Here is an 18,087-nt window from a genome sequence, read left to right on the forward strand (position 1 = left end):
TTCCGATTTTTGCGAATTTTGTCGTATGGCAACAGCGTTCGTCTCTGATCCTGCTTCTTGCTGTGAGCGCCTGTCGCTGCGGCATCAGTCCTCTCTCAAGCGAATGAAATTCCAAATTTGTAAGAGGTTATTAAAAAAAGCCCCGTACAACCTTTATGCAAGGTGTCCCGGGGCTGGTACCAATTTACTACGTGTTTAGAAATTGAATATGTTCTAACAAGCGCTTGATCATGACGACTGCTTCTGCCCGGGTTGCATTCGTCAAAGGACTAAAGGTTTTAGTCGTTTTACCGCCAATTACGCCGGTATAAATCGCTTTTGCCGCATCCGTACGCGCCCATGAGCTGATGCTGTTGCGATCAGTAAATGGCTGCAAATACGTAGAGGCTGAAGATGGCAGTTGAATGGTGGCGCCAGCTGCACTTGCTGCGCGCGTCATCATTGCCGACATCTCCTGGCGTTGAATATATTTATCTGCTTTGAATGTTCCGTCCGTATAGCCAAGCACGATGCCTGCTTCCGATGCTGCTCCAATGTAGGCGGCAAGCTCAGTGCCTATATTAACGTCCGAATATTTGGCCGCTGCTGCCTTATTGCCTGAAAGCCCTAGTCCCTTCGCAATATAAGTTGCGAACTCACCGCGGGTAATAGGCTTGTCTGGAACGAATTGGTTGCCTGTGCGCGCTGCAACAATATTTTTGTTGGCAAGCGACTGCGCCGTTGGCCCAGCCCAATGACTGCTAATATCAATAAGGCTGACAGAATTGCTAACTAATGCAAAAGCGCCGATGCTTTTACTTCTAAAAGTAGCAACCGTCTTGTTATTCAACGTGGAAAATATCGTCGGTACGTAGGTCAATGCACCCGCAACAGGGTCAACCCGCACGATTGCTGTATTTTTTCTCGTCACAGCCAACGATGTATCCACGCTTAAAGTCGCATAGCTGTTAAGCTCTGTAATCTCGCTTTTCATTGTACCACTAACTGCATAGAGCTGAAAATGAACAATTCCCGATAATAGTGAGATCGTTGATAGATTCAGCCTATTCGTCAATGCCGACGTTAGCGATGTGGTGCCAAGCTCAAGCTCAATTAATAGCTCGCCCGTTGTCCCCACAGAGCTTGTAAGCTTGGAATAATTTAAGGCACCGAGCGGAATTTCATACGATGTGCCATTGTATTTTACAACAAAAAACGGATTCGTATTGATAGAACTCGCATTGAGCAGTGTGGACAGTGGCACTGCTACGACAGCCGCATTTTCAGAATTCGGAATCTCTACAATAATTCGCGATCTCGTAAGGCCGGCCGTTCTTGCCGCCTGATAGGCAGGAGCTAGTTTTTCCGCTGAAATGGAATATTTCACTGACGATCTGCCTGAAGCGGTCTGATACGACGTCTTTGTAAAAGCACCGCTTGTCATGAGAACACCGCCATCGGACGATTGGGTGAACTCTCCTGGAATCAAATCAATGATTGACGAGCTGTTCGTGACAGACTGGCTCAAAATGTTCTCAATGATTTTGCCCGATGAAGTACGAAGCGTCGTTCCTGAAGCATAATAGCTAAAGGTCACCGAACTCGTCGAAGCAATCGCCGTTGCGAGCGTAAGCGTAACTGTAGAACCGCTAATCGATACGCCTGTAACCGAAGCCGTCGAGCTGCCCGCCATAACGGAAAATTGCGTTGTATATGGCACGTAGGAGCTATTCATCGTTTCTCCAAATGTAAGCACAAGCGAATTTCCTTTAATGACTGCTGAGTAAAGCGAGCTATTTGCAGATCCCATAGATGCTTTTTGAGTCGAGAAGCTTGCTGCCGCATTTCCGGCCGGATCCACCACTCTTGGTGAAGACATATTATACGATACATAAATCGTATCGCTTGAACTGATAGCCGAGCTTAGTGTAAGCAGTACTTGGCTGCCGGACACCGATATTTGCACGATCGAACGGAGGCTGCCATTTACGCTGACTGTATAGCTGCTCACAGGCGGAATAGCGCTCGTGCTCAGCGTCTCGTTATAACTAAGCGTAATGATGCTGCCATTTGCATATACACCTTGCAGCGTTGGAGCTGTTACATCAACCGTATTTGTAATGTAGTAGCTGCTAAAAGCGGCCACATTGGCTCCATCCGTACTTTTAAGCGGATAGCTGCCTGGTGTGTAAGAGACGTAAACGGACTGATTGGCAATCGTCGCATTTACACTCATCGTGACAACCGAGCCATTAATACTAATAGCCGTCGGTGTATAGGAGGCACCACCAATATTGACACGGAATTGCTGATACGCCAAATTATTGACGGAAGCTAGCGCTTTATTGAATGTGAGCGTTACAACGCTGCCTGTTGCCGTTCCGCTGGAAAGCGTTGGCGCTGTAGCATCTACTGCAAATGCCACGTCCTGATTCGCAATGCTTAGCGCTTGATTGCCAACGAGATCCTGTATACCCCCAGTTGTCGTTGTTGGCTTAGAATAGGAAAGCTTGACCGTCTGGATATTAACGAGCGTTCCCGCTAACGTCAGCGTAACGGTACTTCCAGATACAGCAGCCGACAGCAATTCACGCCGCTCGCCATTAACCGTAATATAGAAGCTGCTTAAGGCCGGGACAGAGCTTGCTTTAAGATCCTCGTTAAAGGTCATGACGATAGTAGAGCCTTTGACTTCCATCTTGCTAACAGCAGGAGGCGTCGTATCAATACCTATTGTTTTAAAAGCCCATTGATAAGCATTCTGGATTCCGAGAAACGCATTATCCGACAAATCATAGATTGCCGTTGGGCTAATTTCGATATAATAATTCGTGTTTGGAGCCATTGTTGTGCCTGTTGGGAGCGTGATAACTATTTCTCGGCTATTGTTTGGATTAATGTAGAAATTAGCCGGAATGTCGACTACGCCAGTCGCCGGAGTGACCGGTCTAATCGTGATAGTACCCGTGCCTTTTACAATTGTCTCGCTAAAAATAGCGGAGAAATACGCATCTGTCAGTACATTTTGCGTATTATTAACGGCATTTTGTGACTCAATCGTTGGCCTTACGGTATCTTGAGTTACCCGGAACGTCCAGTTGTTCGCTAAAAGTCCGGCGAAATAGTTCCCCGCGGCATCACGGAAAGCACTGCTCCCAATAACCACATAATACTGCGAATTGTTAATAAAGGTCTTATTCGGGTTAATCGTAATTTTGCTCGTTCCGCCACCCGTTACATAGCTTGAGGTCACGGGAATAGTGGCAAAAATGGTATTGTTCGAGTTGCGAATTTCTATATTGCCTGCGCTCGGATAAACCGGCTCCGTAAAGTTTATTTCAATGCTGGAGTTAAGCGTTCCGATTGCTGCCGTGTGGGCAGGATAAGTACTCTGAATCCGTGGTGGATCAGTCTCGTCACCAGGACTCGTCGTAAAGCTCCACGTAGCAGCATTGGATATACCTTGGAACCAGTCCCCAGTCGTACTGTCTGCGAAGGCTCCTGCATCGATTAATATATAATAGCGGGTATTTGCGAGCAGCTTCGGAGGCGTAAAGGTAACGGTATTTCCGCTAACGCTGACACGGGACGTATCTGTAGCCTGATAGCGATCCGCATAATTATCATTTACGCGCACGAGACTTATGTATTTCCCAGCATTCGCTTTCACATTTTTATCAAAGCTCATGCTGAAAGAACTGCTTACTCCGACAGAAGTGGCGGAATTTCCAGGGGTTAAGCCGGTTGCATTAACTGGCGCTGGCGCAGTTGTAAAACGCCATGTCGTTCCGGCATAGCGATTGCCCGAGCTGTCTTGAATAACATGACTAGGAATCGTAATTGTATAGGTCGTATTCGGATAGAGCGCTTCAGAAGGTTTAATCGTCAGAGTGGAAGTGCCACTGCCCACTACCTGAGCGGAATTGACCGCTATTTCTCTAGAGTCATAAGCTGTTGCGCTTGGAGCAGATACCAGCGTAATCGCCCCATATGTCGTATATACATTTTCATTAAATGGGATCGTTATTGTAGTTGTAATGAGCGCCCCGCCCGATTCAGGAGCGGGCGACACCGCAGACCGTAAGTCTGGAGGTGTACTGTCAACCTGACTTACTGTTCTGAAATTCCAATCCGCAGCATTGGAAATGCCGCTAAAATTCGCACCATTGGATGCATTTACAAATGCGCCCTGGTCAATGAATACATAATATTCGGTGCCTACAGCAAAAGAAGTACTTGGCTGTATCGTAACCGTTCTACCGGTAGCATCAATGGCAACTCGATTACTTGTCGCAACATTAAACGTCTCAAATTGAGTATTATTCGAATAATTGTAGATCGTAATTGAAGCAGGTCCTGTTCCTTTTACTACACTTTCATCAAAAGTAAAGGAAAGAGGCGCACCGAGTCCGACATTTCCAAAAGTATTAGCTGGTGATTTGCTTGTAATAATAGGACCGTTGACTGCCGCATACACTTCGTTGGTCAAAAGGCTGCTACTTGGCGGCAATGCAATTTGTAGCAAGAGTACGAATACTAGAAGAATACTAATTTTGTAACGACTCATTTCATTCACTCCCCAAAAATTTACACTCGTACCTTATTTGTCGGCTTCTGAGTGCCAAAAATGTAGGTTTTCCGGATAATTTCCAATGAATTAAATATCATCTGCTGCCTTTTTCACCATAAAATAAAAAGACGCTACGATCTCTCGTAACGTCCCCTACATTTTAGATTTAATTTTAATCCTGCAAAAAAACTTATTTCTATTATGGATTCAGAGCAATCAGATTGTTAAATCTTGCTGTAACAAAGCTGCCCTGCTGCGTTGATAATTGACGAACAAAAGCAGTCACAACTAAATCGTTGCCCTCCCAATAAATAAATTGCATATAATCCAAAGCAAAATATGAGTTGAGGTTGCCAACTACTGGATTAGGAATACTATAAGAAGTAATTACTATATTTTGAAGGTTTCTTATCTCAATTGTTTTGTTATTTAAAATGGAAAGCTTATACAACTTGCCATCAGGCCCAGTAATATTTTTGCCACGTACTTGCACTGTGGTTAGATTATAAGATCCGTTAGCTACGGTTTGACCAGTTGTAATTGAATCAACCCTTACATTGATCTTCACATTATGGTCTACGCTAAAGCCACCTAGCCTTTGCGGCCCATTTATTCCAATTGAAATTTTCTCAATTTTGTTCCAAGCTCCTTGATCCCCTAGTTGATAATAATATTCAAATCTTGAAATATTCCCAATCTCCGGAACACTAATATATGCTAAAGCACGTGCTGAATCCAAAAATTCTGCTTGTATGACTACACGATCAGGAATGGATGGTACATTGTTAAAAGTTGAAGTATACAATGTGGATATACCTGACCATCTAACTGTCGCCACTATATTATTCCCATTAAAGCTGGCACCAACTAAATAGCCATCCCTATAATCATACCCTGATGGCTTTTGTGGTGTTGCTTGTTGAATCCAAGTCGTAGATCCATCTCTTAGAAGCCATAAATGCTCATTTACGAATGCTACAACATAACTCAAACCATCAGGACCCTGTAAGGTTATTCTTTCTCCATGCGCCGCGATTTTGGCCGTGTTAAAGTCGCCCTTAATTACATTAGGCAAAGTGACACCTGATAAAAACATTGTTGATGCTAAAGCAGCCACTACTAATTTCTTGCCTATTCCACTTGTTTTCAAGTTAATTCCACTCCCTAGTCAAATTCACAATCCAAATAAGGAAATATATAAATATTATCCTCTATTAAAGTATGTAATTGAATAGTATACGATTTTATATTAATTAGTCAAGAAGTTTAAACCATATTATATAACCTTATCAAGGGCTTTTTTGGAATCAAAAAGGAATAATGTTTCATGAATTACTTATCATTTGAATCGAAAAGCACTATTCCATATAAAAACACCCCTTGAATAAATTGAGCCGCACGTAGGCATCCCAATTATTATTCTAGGGGTGTTCATTTTTATAACTATATCATTACAGTATCATAATCGCATCAAAATTGGCTATTAAGCCAAAGCATCTGCTTTCAGCTTATCCGCTTTGTCAACGCGTTCCCAAGGAAGATCCACATCTGTACGGCCGAAGTGACCATAAGCAGCTGTTTGACGGTAGATTGGGCGACGCAGATCCAACATTTTAATAATGCCTGCAGGACGAAGGTCAAAGTTGCTGCTGATAACTTCAACCAGCTTCTCTTCATCCACTTTACCTGTTCCGTATGTGTCCACACTGATAGAAACTGGATTTGCCACGCCAATAGCGTAAGCAAGCTGAATTTCACATTTATCAGCTAGTCCAGCTGCAACGATGTTTTTAGCTACATAACGAGCCGCATACGCCGCAGAACGGTCAACTTTTGTAGGATCCTTACCGGAGAATGCGCCGCCGCCGTGACGTGCGTAACCGCCGTAAGTATCAACGATAATTTTACGGCCAGTAAGACCTGCATCACCTTGAGGACCACCAATAACGAAACGGCCTGTCGGGTTAATGTAATATTTTGTTTCAGCGTCCAGCCACTCAACTGGCACAACTGGTTTAATAACGTGCTCAAGAATATCGCTTTGAATTTGCTCTAGGCTAATTTCCTCAGCATGCTGTGTAGATACAACGATTGCATCAACACGTACCGGCTTACCATCGACATACTCAATTGTAACTTGAGTTTTGCCATCAGGACGAAGATATTCAAGCGTACCGTTTTTACGCACTTCGGACAAGCGACGTGCAATACGGTGCGATAGCGCGATCGGAAGAGGCATAAGCTCTGGTGTCTCATTGGTTGCAAAACCAAACATCAAGCCTTGGTCACCAGCACCAATATCTTCGTTCTCTTGTTGAATATCTTTGCCATCACGTGTTTCAAGGGCAGCATTAACGCCTTGAGCAATATCAGCAGACTGCTCATTAAGCGAAGTCAGAACTGCACAAGTGCTGGAATCGAAACCAAACTTAGCTCTAGTGTACCCAATTTCTTTAATTGTACGACGTGCGATAGCCGAAATATCGACATAGTCCGCACGGCTGCTAATTTCACCAATAACGAGAACAAGACCTGTCGCTACAGATACTTCACACGCTACACGCGCATAAGGATCTGACTCCAGGAATGCATCCAATACTGCATCGGAAATTTGGTCACAAATCTTATCCGGATGACCTTCCGTTACTGATTCTGATGTAAACAAATGACGACCTTTAATTGACACCTGTATCAACCTCCTACAGCTTTAATATAAATAAGTTCAGAACTTATAAACAAAAAACGAACCTTTTCCTTATGGAAAAGGCTGTTTTACAACTCTCTAATAAAGTATGTTACCGAAAATGTCGCTTCCTGTCAATGGATACTATCCCGATAAGAATTAATTTTCAGTAAAGGTTAAGGTGAAACGGCTGTCGCCGTCCTCTGGCGGCGTGGCGCGTTTCAGTCCAAGAAATATAGAGAATGGATGGCTAAATCATATCCTTTCCTATATTTTAAATATAACCGTTTAAAACGGACTCTGCTTGCGCTACAAGGCGTTTGGTCATTTCCCCACCAACGGATCCAGCTTGTCTTGTCGAAAGCTGTGACCAATGGACTGAGCCAGTAGTTTGTGGTACTGATCCCAGTTCACCCGCAAACTCCGTATCATCACCGTTTGACTGGGAATGATAGGAGTATAGCCCAAATTCTTCAGCGATTTCATATTTCATTTGCTGCAGCGCTGCTTTACTAAGTGGAACGGCTACTTTATTAGAACGACTCATAATAAGAACACCTCACTGTTGGATGATGGGAGCATGCTCTTATTTTAACCTTCGGAAATTTGTTCAAGCGTATAATCTATTGTCAACTTACACAAATTATTCTAACTCAGTTAACGGATTGCAGCTTATATCCACCACGAACTAATACCGTTAATGATTTAGTGTAACCTGCCGCAGCCGTAACTCCCCTGCCCGAGCGAGGCATTAGTAAAAGATGATTGCTGGCTACGGAATTACCTTTAACCAGATCCTTGCCATCCGTTATATCTACAATACCACTGCTATCTGAGCTGTAAGCTACTGCTTTGCCTACACGAAGAATGATTTCTGTTCCTTCATCACCAAGCAGCACTTTGCCACTAGGCACACTTACGACTTGCAGTGAAGCCTGAGCGTTGGACGTGCCAGTTGAGCCAGTACCCGCTCCGCTGCTGCCACCAGATACTTTAGCAAGCTGCTCATCTAAATAACTTTTTGTAATAACAGGATCGTCAATAGAGCCTGGAGTTGTTGATACGCCATCTGCTTCGATTGCTTTCGGATTGAGAATGCCAATGCCGAAACCTACCAATAGGAGTGCTGCACCAATAGCCACTTTCATTGTCGTTTTCTTCAACTCTATTACTCCTCTCAGAAAAAAAATCAGGTATCCTATTAAGATACCTGATTTTTTAAAAATTAACTACAAAATTTTAATAATCTACTTCAAAATTAAAATTCCTTATTGTTTGGGTCAGCCCAGTTCAAGTATGCCGACCATTTAATATTTTTGGATACCAGCTTCGTTTTATATCCATTAATTTCCTCATAGATAGTAAGCTGAATCGTTTTAGCAACTAGCTTATCTGTCACGCTTTGGACAATGTTCGTATAGTTGTTGCCAACCTTCCAAACATATTGACCTGCAGCACCTGCTGCACCTTCGAGTTCAAATGGAGCATTAATCATCGAAAGATTAGTAGATTGATCCTCGATGGCAAAAGTGAACTTTTTAGCGCTAAAGCCTTCATAGCTAAGATCCTTTGTTACTTGACCAGAGAAATCCACATCAATTTTATCATCTGTCAAATAAGTGATAATGTTATCAATATTAATCGTATAAGGACCGACCTGAACCTTATTAAACTCGGATGTAACAGTCTGGCTATACTGTGGCAATGCATAGCTCACTGGATTAACAAAACCTGAAATTTCAGCATCATCTTTCTTAACAATGCCCTGAGCATTAAAAGCACTACCCAGTACAACCGTTGCGCCATTTAAATCAAGCTGTTTTGGCACTTCTGTAGTTACAATGATTTGCTCCTTCTTGCCAGGATTGATCAAATTGCTTGTTTTCAACAATTTAATATCATATTTATCCCCATCGGCTGTTTTCAGGTAGCCTACAAGCTTGGAAGTTGCAATTGCACGTGATTGCTTATTCGTAATATCCATGTAAACTGCATAAAGATTGTTAGAATTACCTTCAAGCAATTGTGTTTTCATAACATTCACTGTGAAGTTTTCACCGATATCATTAACATTGTTTTCACTGCCAATAGCAACAGATTTCGGTACGATAGCAGCCGGTGTTTTTAATGCGGCCAATTCTGTTTGTGATTCACCGGACTTCTCAAATAGCTTGAGCTTTAGATCAGTTAACGATGTAGTTGTAGGAACCGTACCCGTATAATAAATCGTTATTGAACTTTTCGCAGGAATAGCTACAGGGTTGGTAAATGGAATAATTGTTGTTTTCACAGCTGCATTATCCCCAAGATACAATGAACCTTCCACTGCTGGGATTGGAGCTGTTTTTGAGCTAGTGTTTGTAATAACTAGCTTGCCGATCAGACTGTCTTCGCCGCCCCATGTATTTCTTTGAATAGAAGCAACATTCATTTTATAAGTGTAATCATCTTTAATATATTCATAATTTGTTGCTGTTGTGGTATTAGCTGTTTTCAGGTTATACCCTATTTTAGAAACAGGCAAAGATAAGGTTGATGCCCCTTCTCCTGAGCCAGAGCTAATACCTTGTGTAATAACAAGCTTCTGTCCTTTAGTAGAAACAGATTTAGGAAGGGTAATGCTTAATTTAATCGTTTCAAGAATCTTTGGACGCAAGACGATAGCATCTGCTGTACCTGAGGTAGTCGAAGTGACTTTCATCTTGTACATGCCTCCAGCTGCCGACTGAGCTAGAAACTGCAGGTTAGCAAGCGACAGTTCAGAGCTGCTCGTATTACGCATAGCGAGTTCAATATTAACCGTATTATTATCTGTGCTTGTGGACATGGTAGATTTGCTGATTCTAATATTTACAGGAGTGCTATTCAACTTCACAGAAGTATAGCCACCTGCTTTAACATCTGTAGAATAATCTGCTGGAAACTTAAATTGTCCCAATGTCTTCTCATAACCGGCGACACTGAAATCAAATTTTACGACTTTGAAAATGAGCTTAGGCAAGGTCATGCTTGATGGCAGCTCGCTATAAAAAGTTAAAGTAACATTCGAATTTGCTTGAACGGTTTTTTTCGTTTTATCGCTATCCAGCATATACAATGTATATTTAGTACCACTAGTGGAAGCTAAACGGAACCAATAGTCTTGGAGGTTAATAGCCTTGCTGCCTCCATTATAAAGCGTGATTGTAAAGCTCGCTGTTTTCCCTTTGCTTGTCGACAGTATATCCGCACTATCCAGCTTCACATATGAATTACTGTTTATGTACACAGGTTTAATGCTACTCGCATTAGAGGCCGCCTCACTACTGCTTGGCAATGCAGGAAAGAGCAATGCTGCAACCAACAACATGGCTACATAAAAACGCCACTTCAATCTTGAGCTTCCAGAAACAACTGTCTGCATTAAAATATCACTCCACATCTTTTTTTATATAGACGTTCATACCCAACAAAAAGTTTCGCTGTAATGCCGAGCAATTCACCCCTTCAGAGCATTTTTTTCTACTTTAATTATAACAAACTTTTATGAATCAAGTGTGAACGCAAAAAAAGAAACCGATGAGAAGATCTCATCGGTTTCCTTGTGTTAAAGAGAAATTATTTCAATTTAACAACTACGATTGCTTTAGCAAGTGTAAACGATCCATAGTTAGCATCGCCAACTACAGCAACACCATACTTAGCACCAACTTCGCCATAAGCAGCTTCGCCCAGGTGAGCAGTTACATCAGCAAAGATACCATCAGTTACAAGGGAATCAGATGCTTGATCGTAAACGTAGATTGCAGTTGCACTGTTTACATAGTACTGAGTACCAGCAACAGTAATTGTGGAATCGGAGTTGCTTACAGCTGTAAGCTTACCAGTTGCGTTAAGGAACTCTACAGTGTCATAAGCGTTGCTTGCTTTAGCAAGTTCGCCAGAAGCACCATTAGTTACGTCTTTAACAGCAACTAGAGTTCTGGAAGACTCTTTGTAAGTCGAGTTACCAGCAGACAGACCATTTACAACAGTGTTGTAGATAGCAGCGCCCTCATCGGAAGTCAAAGCGATTGTTTCGTTAGTACCCTTAACATTGATTGTTACAGAGTAGTCATCGCCAGACTTAGAAGCACCAACGAACAAGCCGTATTTAGCTTCTTTTGCACTGTCAGCAGTTTTCTCAGTGATGATTACATACTTAGCAAAAGTAGATGTACCATCAGGGATTACAGTTACTTTGTTACCTACTACAAGGTTAGCAAGTGTGCTAGCTTTAACTTCACGATCACCAGCATCAGCAATGCCTTTATTGTAAGTATTAGCATCAAGAACTACAGTGTTAGCATTGATTTCGTAGTTAACTACTGTACCAGCAGTGTTATTTACTTTCAATGCTGTGTCTGATTTTTCTTTAACAGCCCAAGTAGTTGTAAGTGGAGTCAGGCTGTCAATTCCGTTAACACTGCTATCGGAATTTTTCAGTTTCCAAGTAACAAATACCGCTTGGGAGTTATCGAACGAAGCAGAACCATAAGGAGCTGCATCACCCAGACGTACAGTAGTTTGTGCTCCGGCTACTGTAGCGCCACCATACCAAGTAGCTGCATCCAAGCTTACTTCAATGTTTTTGTTTTCTTTAATCGAATAGTACTTGAATACGTCTTTAGCATCAGTAAACGCGCTTGTTGGAGCTACGTTGTTAGCAGCGTTAAGGATAACGCCATACTTAGCGTCTACGCTTCCGCCAGTCAACAATTCAGCACCAGCAACTTTACCGTCAACATTCAAGAACAGTTTGTAAGTTGCATCTTTAGTAACTTCTTTCGAACCAGTCAGGTTAGCTTCTTTTGTAGTTGTGTATGTTTTACCATCTACAGTGTATACAGAAGTACCATCAGCTTGAACAGTTACATTTGTTACTTTACCTTCAACAACGTTACGAGTCGCAACAACTTTAACTGCTACTCTGTCTTTGTTATAAACAATGTCAAGAACATCGTTTTTAGCAAGATCAGTTGCAGCTTTAGCTTCACCGTTCAGAACGATGGAAGTGGAATCGTTAAGCGATACAGAAAGGTTGTCTTGAGTTAGAAGACGAGCTTTTGCGGATGTAGTTGCAGCGATATAAGAATCAAGCAACTTGTTAGCACCGTTAGCTTTGGAAACAACTACTGCGCGAACTTTACCAACTACTCCAGCGTTAACGTTAGTAGTATTGTTATCGAACAGGTAAACAGACACATCAGCATCTTTTTTCAGGTTCGAGTCAGTACCAGCAACAGAATCACTGTTGAAGTAGTAAACCGAGTTTCCTACAGTATTGTATTTAGTAACAGCAGTACCGTTTTTAACTTCAACTTGTTGTGCAGTGCCAAGATCAACATTCAGTTTACCTGTTACTACGTTGTTTTCATTTTGGTTGTCAGTGATAGCGCGAACGCGACCATCAGTATCAGCCAAAACAGTTACGTTGTGAGCAAGCAGGTCAACCAGTTTCACTCCACCAGTGATAATGAAGTTAGGTGCCAAAGTTTTGGAAAGACCGTTCAACGAAAGACGACCATTGTCATCAAGAACTGCAGAAGTAACAACTTCTTCAGTTGTTGTTCCCAGACGGGAGATCAATTTTTTGCCAGTGCTGCTGTAAACTTTAGCATCAGCAATCCATTGAACCAGGTCAGTACCAAGTGCGTTGCTAACTTGTTGAGCTACAACACCACGAGTTGCTGCAGTACCAAGAGCTAGATCAACTTTTTTGAATACGCCAACTTCTTCAGCTTTCAAAGTGACGTTATAAGGCCACGAACCAGTCAGGTTAGCATCTTGGTAACCAAGAGCACGAACCACGATTGCAGCAACTTCTTCGAACTTGATGTTAGCGTTCGGGCGGAAGTTTTTAGTACCTTTGTCACCAAGCAGCAAACCTTTACCAGTTGCTACGTTGATGTAACCAGTGTACCATTCGTTTGTTTTAACGTCTTTGAACTGAGATTTAACGTTTTGCAGAGCAGTAGCAGCTTGCTCGCTACCTGTTGCGATAACGATAATTTTAGCAAGCTCAGCACGAGTAATGCTGTTGCCTGGTTTGAATGTACCGTCAGTATAACCATTGATAATTCCAAGAGCTACAAGCTCCTCAATTGCACTTTGTTCTTTCACGCCTGCTACATCAGTAGGGGTTGCAGCAAATGCTGGAACTGCTACGGCCATAGCAAGGGAGAGAGATAGCACGGATGCCAATAAACTTTTCTTCATAACCTTTTTTTCTCCTCCTCTAAATTGCTTCGGTTGTTGAGAGTTTTGTTTAGAAAATGAATTGCTCGTTTCCCTCATGTGTGTGTCACCCCCTTCCCAGAGTTGAGCAGTATTTAGTATAAATAATGTCTGTCGCCATGTTTAACCCTATGTAATAACATGTCGCAGAAACTCGTAAACACGCAGAAAATTGCTAGACCTTTATACCACTATAACATTATACAATGGCATACCCTTATCGTAAAGAGAAAGTTGAGAATTCATTCCAACTAACTCTGATATTAGGCAAGTCTAAAGAATGATTTTTTTGGCGATTGATGTAACACCACTTAATTAGACGCACAGGCTTCAAAAAAGTTGCGCCCACCGAAAAATAATTTCAAAAAAGTTTTATCCTCGCTATGTAGCATCGAAACAACTGCATGCGATCTTTAAGAAAACGGTCGCTTTGGTTCTAAATGCACTTCTATGTTTTATTACTTGTTTAGTATAGCTTGGCTACCTGTAGTACGTCGATGCAAAAGATTTTCCATGGATAATCTTACGCATTTTCAAGGTATAGAAAGGGCTAGCCACTGGCCAACCCTTCTAACCTTTAATAAATCAGCCTTATAGCAGTTTGTTCTTACGCATTACACGTTCTGCAATGATTGAAGCATCCGCACGGTTTAGATTAGCTTTCGGATCAAAACGATACGTAGCTTTTCCTGTTCCTGAAGTTGTGTTAGGCAAGCCCTCTAGGAATTTAGCTTTCACTACTGCAAGGATAGAGCTTAATGCATAGCCATCCATCGAGCTTGCATCGGTGAAAGCCTTCTGGAGTGCTGCACGATCCTTCACCTGATCCTCCTTGCCATCCTTGACTAGGTTAGCTGCGCGAGCTATCATTACAGCTGCTTCCTCACGCGTCAAAGCCTCATTTGGAAGGAATTGTCTCGGTCCTTTGCCTCTAATAATACCTTTACGTACAGCTGTTTCAATATAACGATAGTCCCACAGCTCGCTGATTCCCAGTATAGGCACAACATCATCAAAGGTCATGTCATTAGGGTTATAGTCGAGTGGGATTTGGAACATTTTCACCAAAAGTTGGGCAAACTCACCGCGGCTAATATTATCATAAACGCCGAATTCGTTATTGCTCTTAGGATTCATTACACCACGAGAATACATTAATTCTAGTGAATTACGAGCATATGCATGACCAATCATATCACTAAAACTATATCGCATTTGCATAACCACATAATAACCAAAACCATTAATAGGGGCTGTTATAGTTTTACTTCCTGTGTTCACTTTCCCCCCAATGTTACTCCATCTGCCATCATAATAACGCCAGATGCTTAATGTATTGGCAACTGTGTTCCGAATCTGAGAGTCATACTTAATTGTAAGATTTCCATAATTAGTTGTTTCTAGCCATCTGTCTAAAGGCCTTTGATAGAATTCATTACCTAATGCATAAGGATGCTTACCTTGCGTAAATTTATACTCTGTCGTTTTCAATCCATCCACATAGCCTGCATCCATCCAAAACAGATTGGATGCATAACCAAAGTGAGCATTCGGACGCAGCAACGACGCACCTGTATCCGTATTAGAGATATTTAAAATAGTACCATCACGCGCCACAATTGGAGCGGTCGGCGTATATTCCCCTACTGCATTATAGAGCTTTAGTGTTCTGCCATCTGTACGATCAGCAATGCCGAACAATACTTGTTGAGAATCAAACATGTCAATAGTCGTTATATCACTACCTGGAACCTTATTTGCCGGGCGTAAAAAAGTGTTTTTAGGGAAGCTGAGTGCCAATTCTCCTTTAAACACACTAGCTTTTCCTGCTTTTGTAATTACAGTTTTGTATTGTGCACCAATGGAGTTATCCGCTGCATAATTGACTGAGAATTCGCCATTAAGCTTCTCGCTACCTCTATAAACTGTAAATTTAATTTTATTCACACCGGCTTTAAGACCTGTTTGCTCGTAGCGGAAAATATCATCCACAGCACTTTTGTTCATATCTATTTTACCAATTACTACTCGGTCAGCGCCTTCTGCAAGGATACTGACATTAATGAAGTTCTGATTAATAACAGCTTCCTCAGGTAATTTTGGAGAAAGTATCTCAAAAGCAGGCAACTCGCGTGTAATCGTAATAGTCTGGCTTACACTCTCCGTACCAACTTGTGAAATTACTGTAATGCTCTTTGAACCAGTAACGGGAAGTTCTACTCCAAATAAGCGAAGGGAATAAAAGCGTCCTGTAATATTTGTAGTAGGTTCAAAAAATAATTTATTATCATCAATTGTCATAACACCGGTTGCACTATCAACCGACGCCGTAGTATAAGATTGTCCGTCTACATTAATAATAAGATTAGCTAAATTCGTTACATTAAATAGTAAATCTACTTGCTTCAATGTTGTTGTATAAGCGTTAGCCGATGTGCCAGCAACAAATCTTTTATCTGTATCAGAGTCATAGCGTTGACCAGCAGGATTTGTCTTAGGACTAGTTGTAAAAGGAACAGGAATAATCTTCGTTACTTGTGGACGTTTATCCGAGAAACGATAGATCGTTAACGTTGTAGCAACAGCAACTCCATTTGCACGACCTGCCAATTCAATGATGTTGCTTCCATAAACTAAGCTATTAGCAGTAAGAGGAATATTAAATTCCCCAGTGCTATCAGTGACATAACCAGCAGCAATCGTTGTTGTAACACCGTTAAGTGTATAAGTAAGGGTGGACTTATCTGCTGGCAGCTTGAAGTTCAATAGTTTACCCTTCAAAGCCAGTAACGGAGCATCGTCATAATAGATGGCACCATTAAATGTGTTCGTAACCTGAATCGATGATATCGGATTATAAGTAAACTTTCTGGTTACCGTATCATTTCCGAAAGCGTTGCTGACTTTAAAAGTCAGTTCAATATCACCTTGAGGCAAGGCATTGATTTTAAAGACACGCTGTTTGGAATCCGCTGTTCTATAAATCGAGTAATCAAATGTTGAACTGTTTACTGCAGCTCCATTGACCTTTGCTGTAAGAGTAGCTGTGCCCCCAGCACCTAGGTCGAATTGTCCAGCATCAATTGCAAGCCATAAAGGAAGTTGGCTTACCGCGCTGTTATCAACAAAATTAGTTTGGGCCCCAGCAGTAACAGCAGCATCAATTGCCGGACTAGTTGGCGTGATCTCATAATACTGCTTAATTGCTGTAATATAAGGTGTACTAGCATTACGAACGGTAAATGGCATTGGGAAATTTGCTGTCAGACCATTGTATGGCGTACTTTTAACATAAAGTGTATACTTTCCATTCGTTCCCGTACTAAATGTTCCTATGGACTGGAAAGAAAATTGCGTAAAATCAGTACTTGTTGATTCTTTTGTAACCGTGGTGGTGAGTGTATTTTCCAAAACACCAGTTTCATTATAAAGCTCTAACGTAACGGTAGGATCAGCAATCGTCGTTGTAGGTGTTTTGAACAATAGCTTACCGCTAATTGTATTGGCCGAGATTTGCGCAATAACAGGATCGCCATCAAGCAAAGTATTAGACGGAGAAGCTATTACATTAAAAGGTGTAGCTGTATTGGCTGGAAAATAAACTACCTGGCGTTCAAGCGTAAAGCTTTTATCACCGTTTTTAGAGACAATAGTAAGATAATTCAAACCTGCATCCATAGTAAGCGACGACATTACAAATGTACCCGCGCCACCATTAAACATGGCAACACCGTTAATCAATACATCAGTAGCATTGTTAGCTTTTACAATAAATGAAGTATTAGCATTTGTTACAATAACAGGCTGTCCTTCTAAAAGAGCAGTACCATTGGCAAGCTGAACGCTAGTAATAACAGGAACATTGCCATATGTAACATAGCTTGTTCCTTCAACTACGCTGCCGCTAGTGCCGGTGCTTGTACCCATAACTGTAATTTTGTTAAGTCCATCATAAAGCTGTACCCCTGCGAATAAGAAGGTATTGCCGATAATGGATGGGGTAAGCGCGCCGTTTGAAGAGGCTACAACCGAACCATTCACCAATCGCTCTACTTTAAACGTAATGGAGTTTGGCGATACATCCGCGAATGAACCGCGCAGGTTAACCGTGTTTGTATTTACAATAGTCGGGCTTGACTCAATTGTGCTAAAGTCGGTGAACTGGAAATACAATGACGCAGCTTTCGCCGGTTGGAGCGGAGCCAACGTTACAATCAAAGCAATTGATAAAAATAAGCTTAACATTTGTTTCCACTTTCTCATCACACTGGTTCCTCCTTATATGCATTGCTTTTGAACAAATATCTCAATAGCCGATACCTGTTCGTCATAAAAATGGTTTATGATCTTGCTGTATAGACAAACGTTGATATCGTACAAAAGAGCTTATCATTCTCTATTCTATAAACTTTCCTCCTTCTCCCTCTTGAGTGAATGTTTGCCATTGATTGTTACAATTAGACGCAAAGACCCAAGAAAAGTTCCGTACTGTTGTTATCGGTTATTCCGGCCTATATTTTTAGTCTATTTGGGAAAGTTACGCAAAAAAAGCTCCACAGCCTTTGCAAAGGCTGTGGAGCTTCGTCATAAAATCCTATTA

At 41.7% G+C, this 18,087-nt stretch carries 8 protein-coding genes; all 8 read right to left on the reverse strand.

Features of this window, described 5'->3' with window-relative positions; all coding sequences use genetic code 11:
- Positions 1–187: 187 nt before the first annotated feature.
- The gene (locus tag AC50X8_RS25835; protein ID WP_494882358.1) at positions 188–4,546 is read right to left on the reverse strand and encodes an Ig-like domain-containing protein; all 4,359 of its coding nucleotides are present in this window, start codon (positions 4,544–4,546) and stop codon (positions 188–190) included.
- A 202-nt stretch (positions 4,547–4,748) separates the two neighbouring features.
- On the reverse strand, positions 4,749–5,699 hold the full coding sequence (locus AC50X8_RS25840) for a hypothetical protein (protein WP_494860915.1): 951 nt from the start codon (positions 5,697–5,699) through the stop codon (positions 4,749–4,751).
- Between the two features lie 333 nt (positions 5,700–6,032).
- The gene (metK, locus tag AC50X8_RS25845) at positions 6,033–7,235 is read right to left on the reverse strand and encodes a methionine adenosyltransferase (protein ID WP_494882360.1); all 1,203 of its coding nucleotides are present in this window, start codon (positions 7,233–7,235) and stop codon (positions 6,033–6,035) included.
- Between the two features lie 271 nt (positions 7,236–7,506).
- Complete coding sequence (locus AC50X8_RS25850; RefSeq protein ID WP_056036882.1) at positions 7,507–7,779, reverse strand: alpha/beta-type small acid-soluble spore protein; 273 nt, start codon at positions 7,777–7,779, stop codon at positions 7,507–7,509.
- 106 nt (positions 7,780–7,885) lie between these two features.
- Complete coding sequence (locus AC50X8_RS25855; protein ID WP_056036879.1) at positions 7,886–8,395, reverse strand: hypothetical protein; 510 nt, start codon at positions 8,393–8,395, stop codon at positions 7,886–7,888.
- Positions 8,396–8,490: 95 nt separating this feature from the next.
- Complete coding sequence (locus AC50X8_RS25860; RefSeq protein WP_494882363.1) at positions 8,491–10,635, reverse strand: hypothetical protein; 2,145 nt, start codon at positions 10,633–10,635, stop codon at positions 8,491–8,493.
- Positions 10,636–10,829: 194 nt separating this feature from the next.
- Positions 10,830–13,547 carry an S-layer homology domain-containing protein gene (locus AC50X8_RS25865; RefSeq protein ID WP_494882365.1) on the reverse strand — a complete coding sequence of 906 codons (2,718 nt, stop codon included), beginning with the start codon at positions 13,545–13,547 and terminating at the stop codon, positions 10,830–10,832.
- Positions 13,548–14,078: 531 nt separating this feature from the next.
- Positions 14,079–17,750 carry an S-layer homology domain-containing protein gene (locus AC50X8_RS25870; RefSeq protein ID WP_494882367.1) on the reverse strand — a complete coding sequence of 1,224 codons (3,672 nt, stop codon included), beginning with the start codon at positions 17,748–17,750 and terminating at the stop codon, positions 14,079–14,081.
- Positions 17,751–18,087 lie beyond the last annotated feature (337 nt).

The organism is Paenibacillus sp. JT22N15, assembly GCF_059383755.1.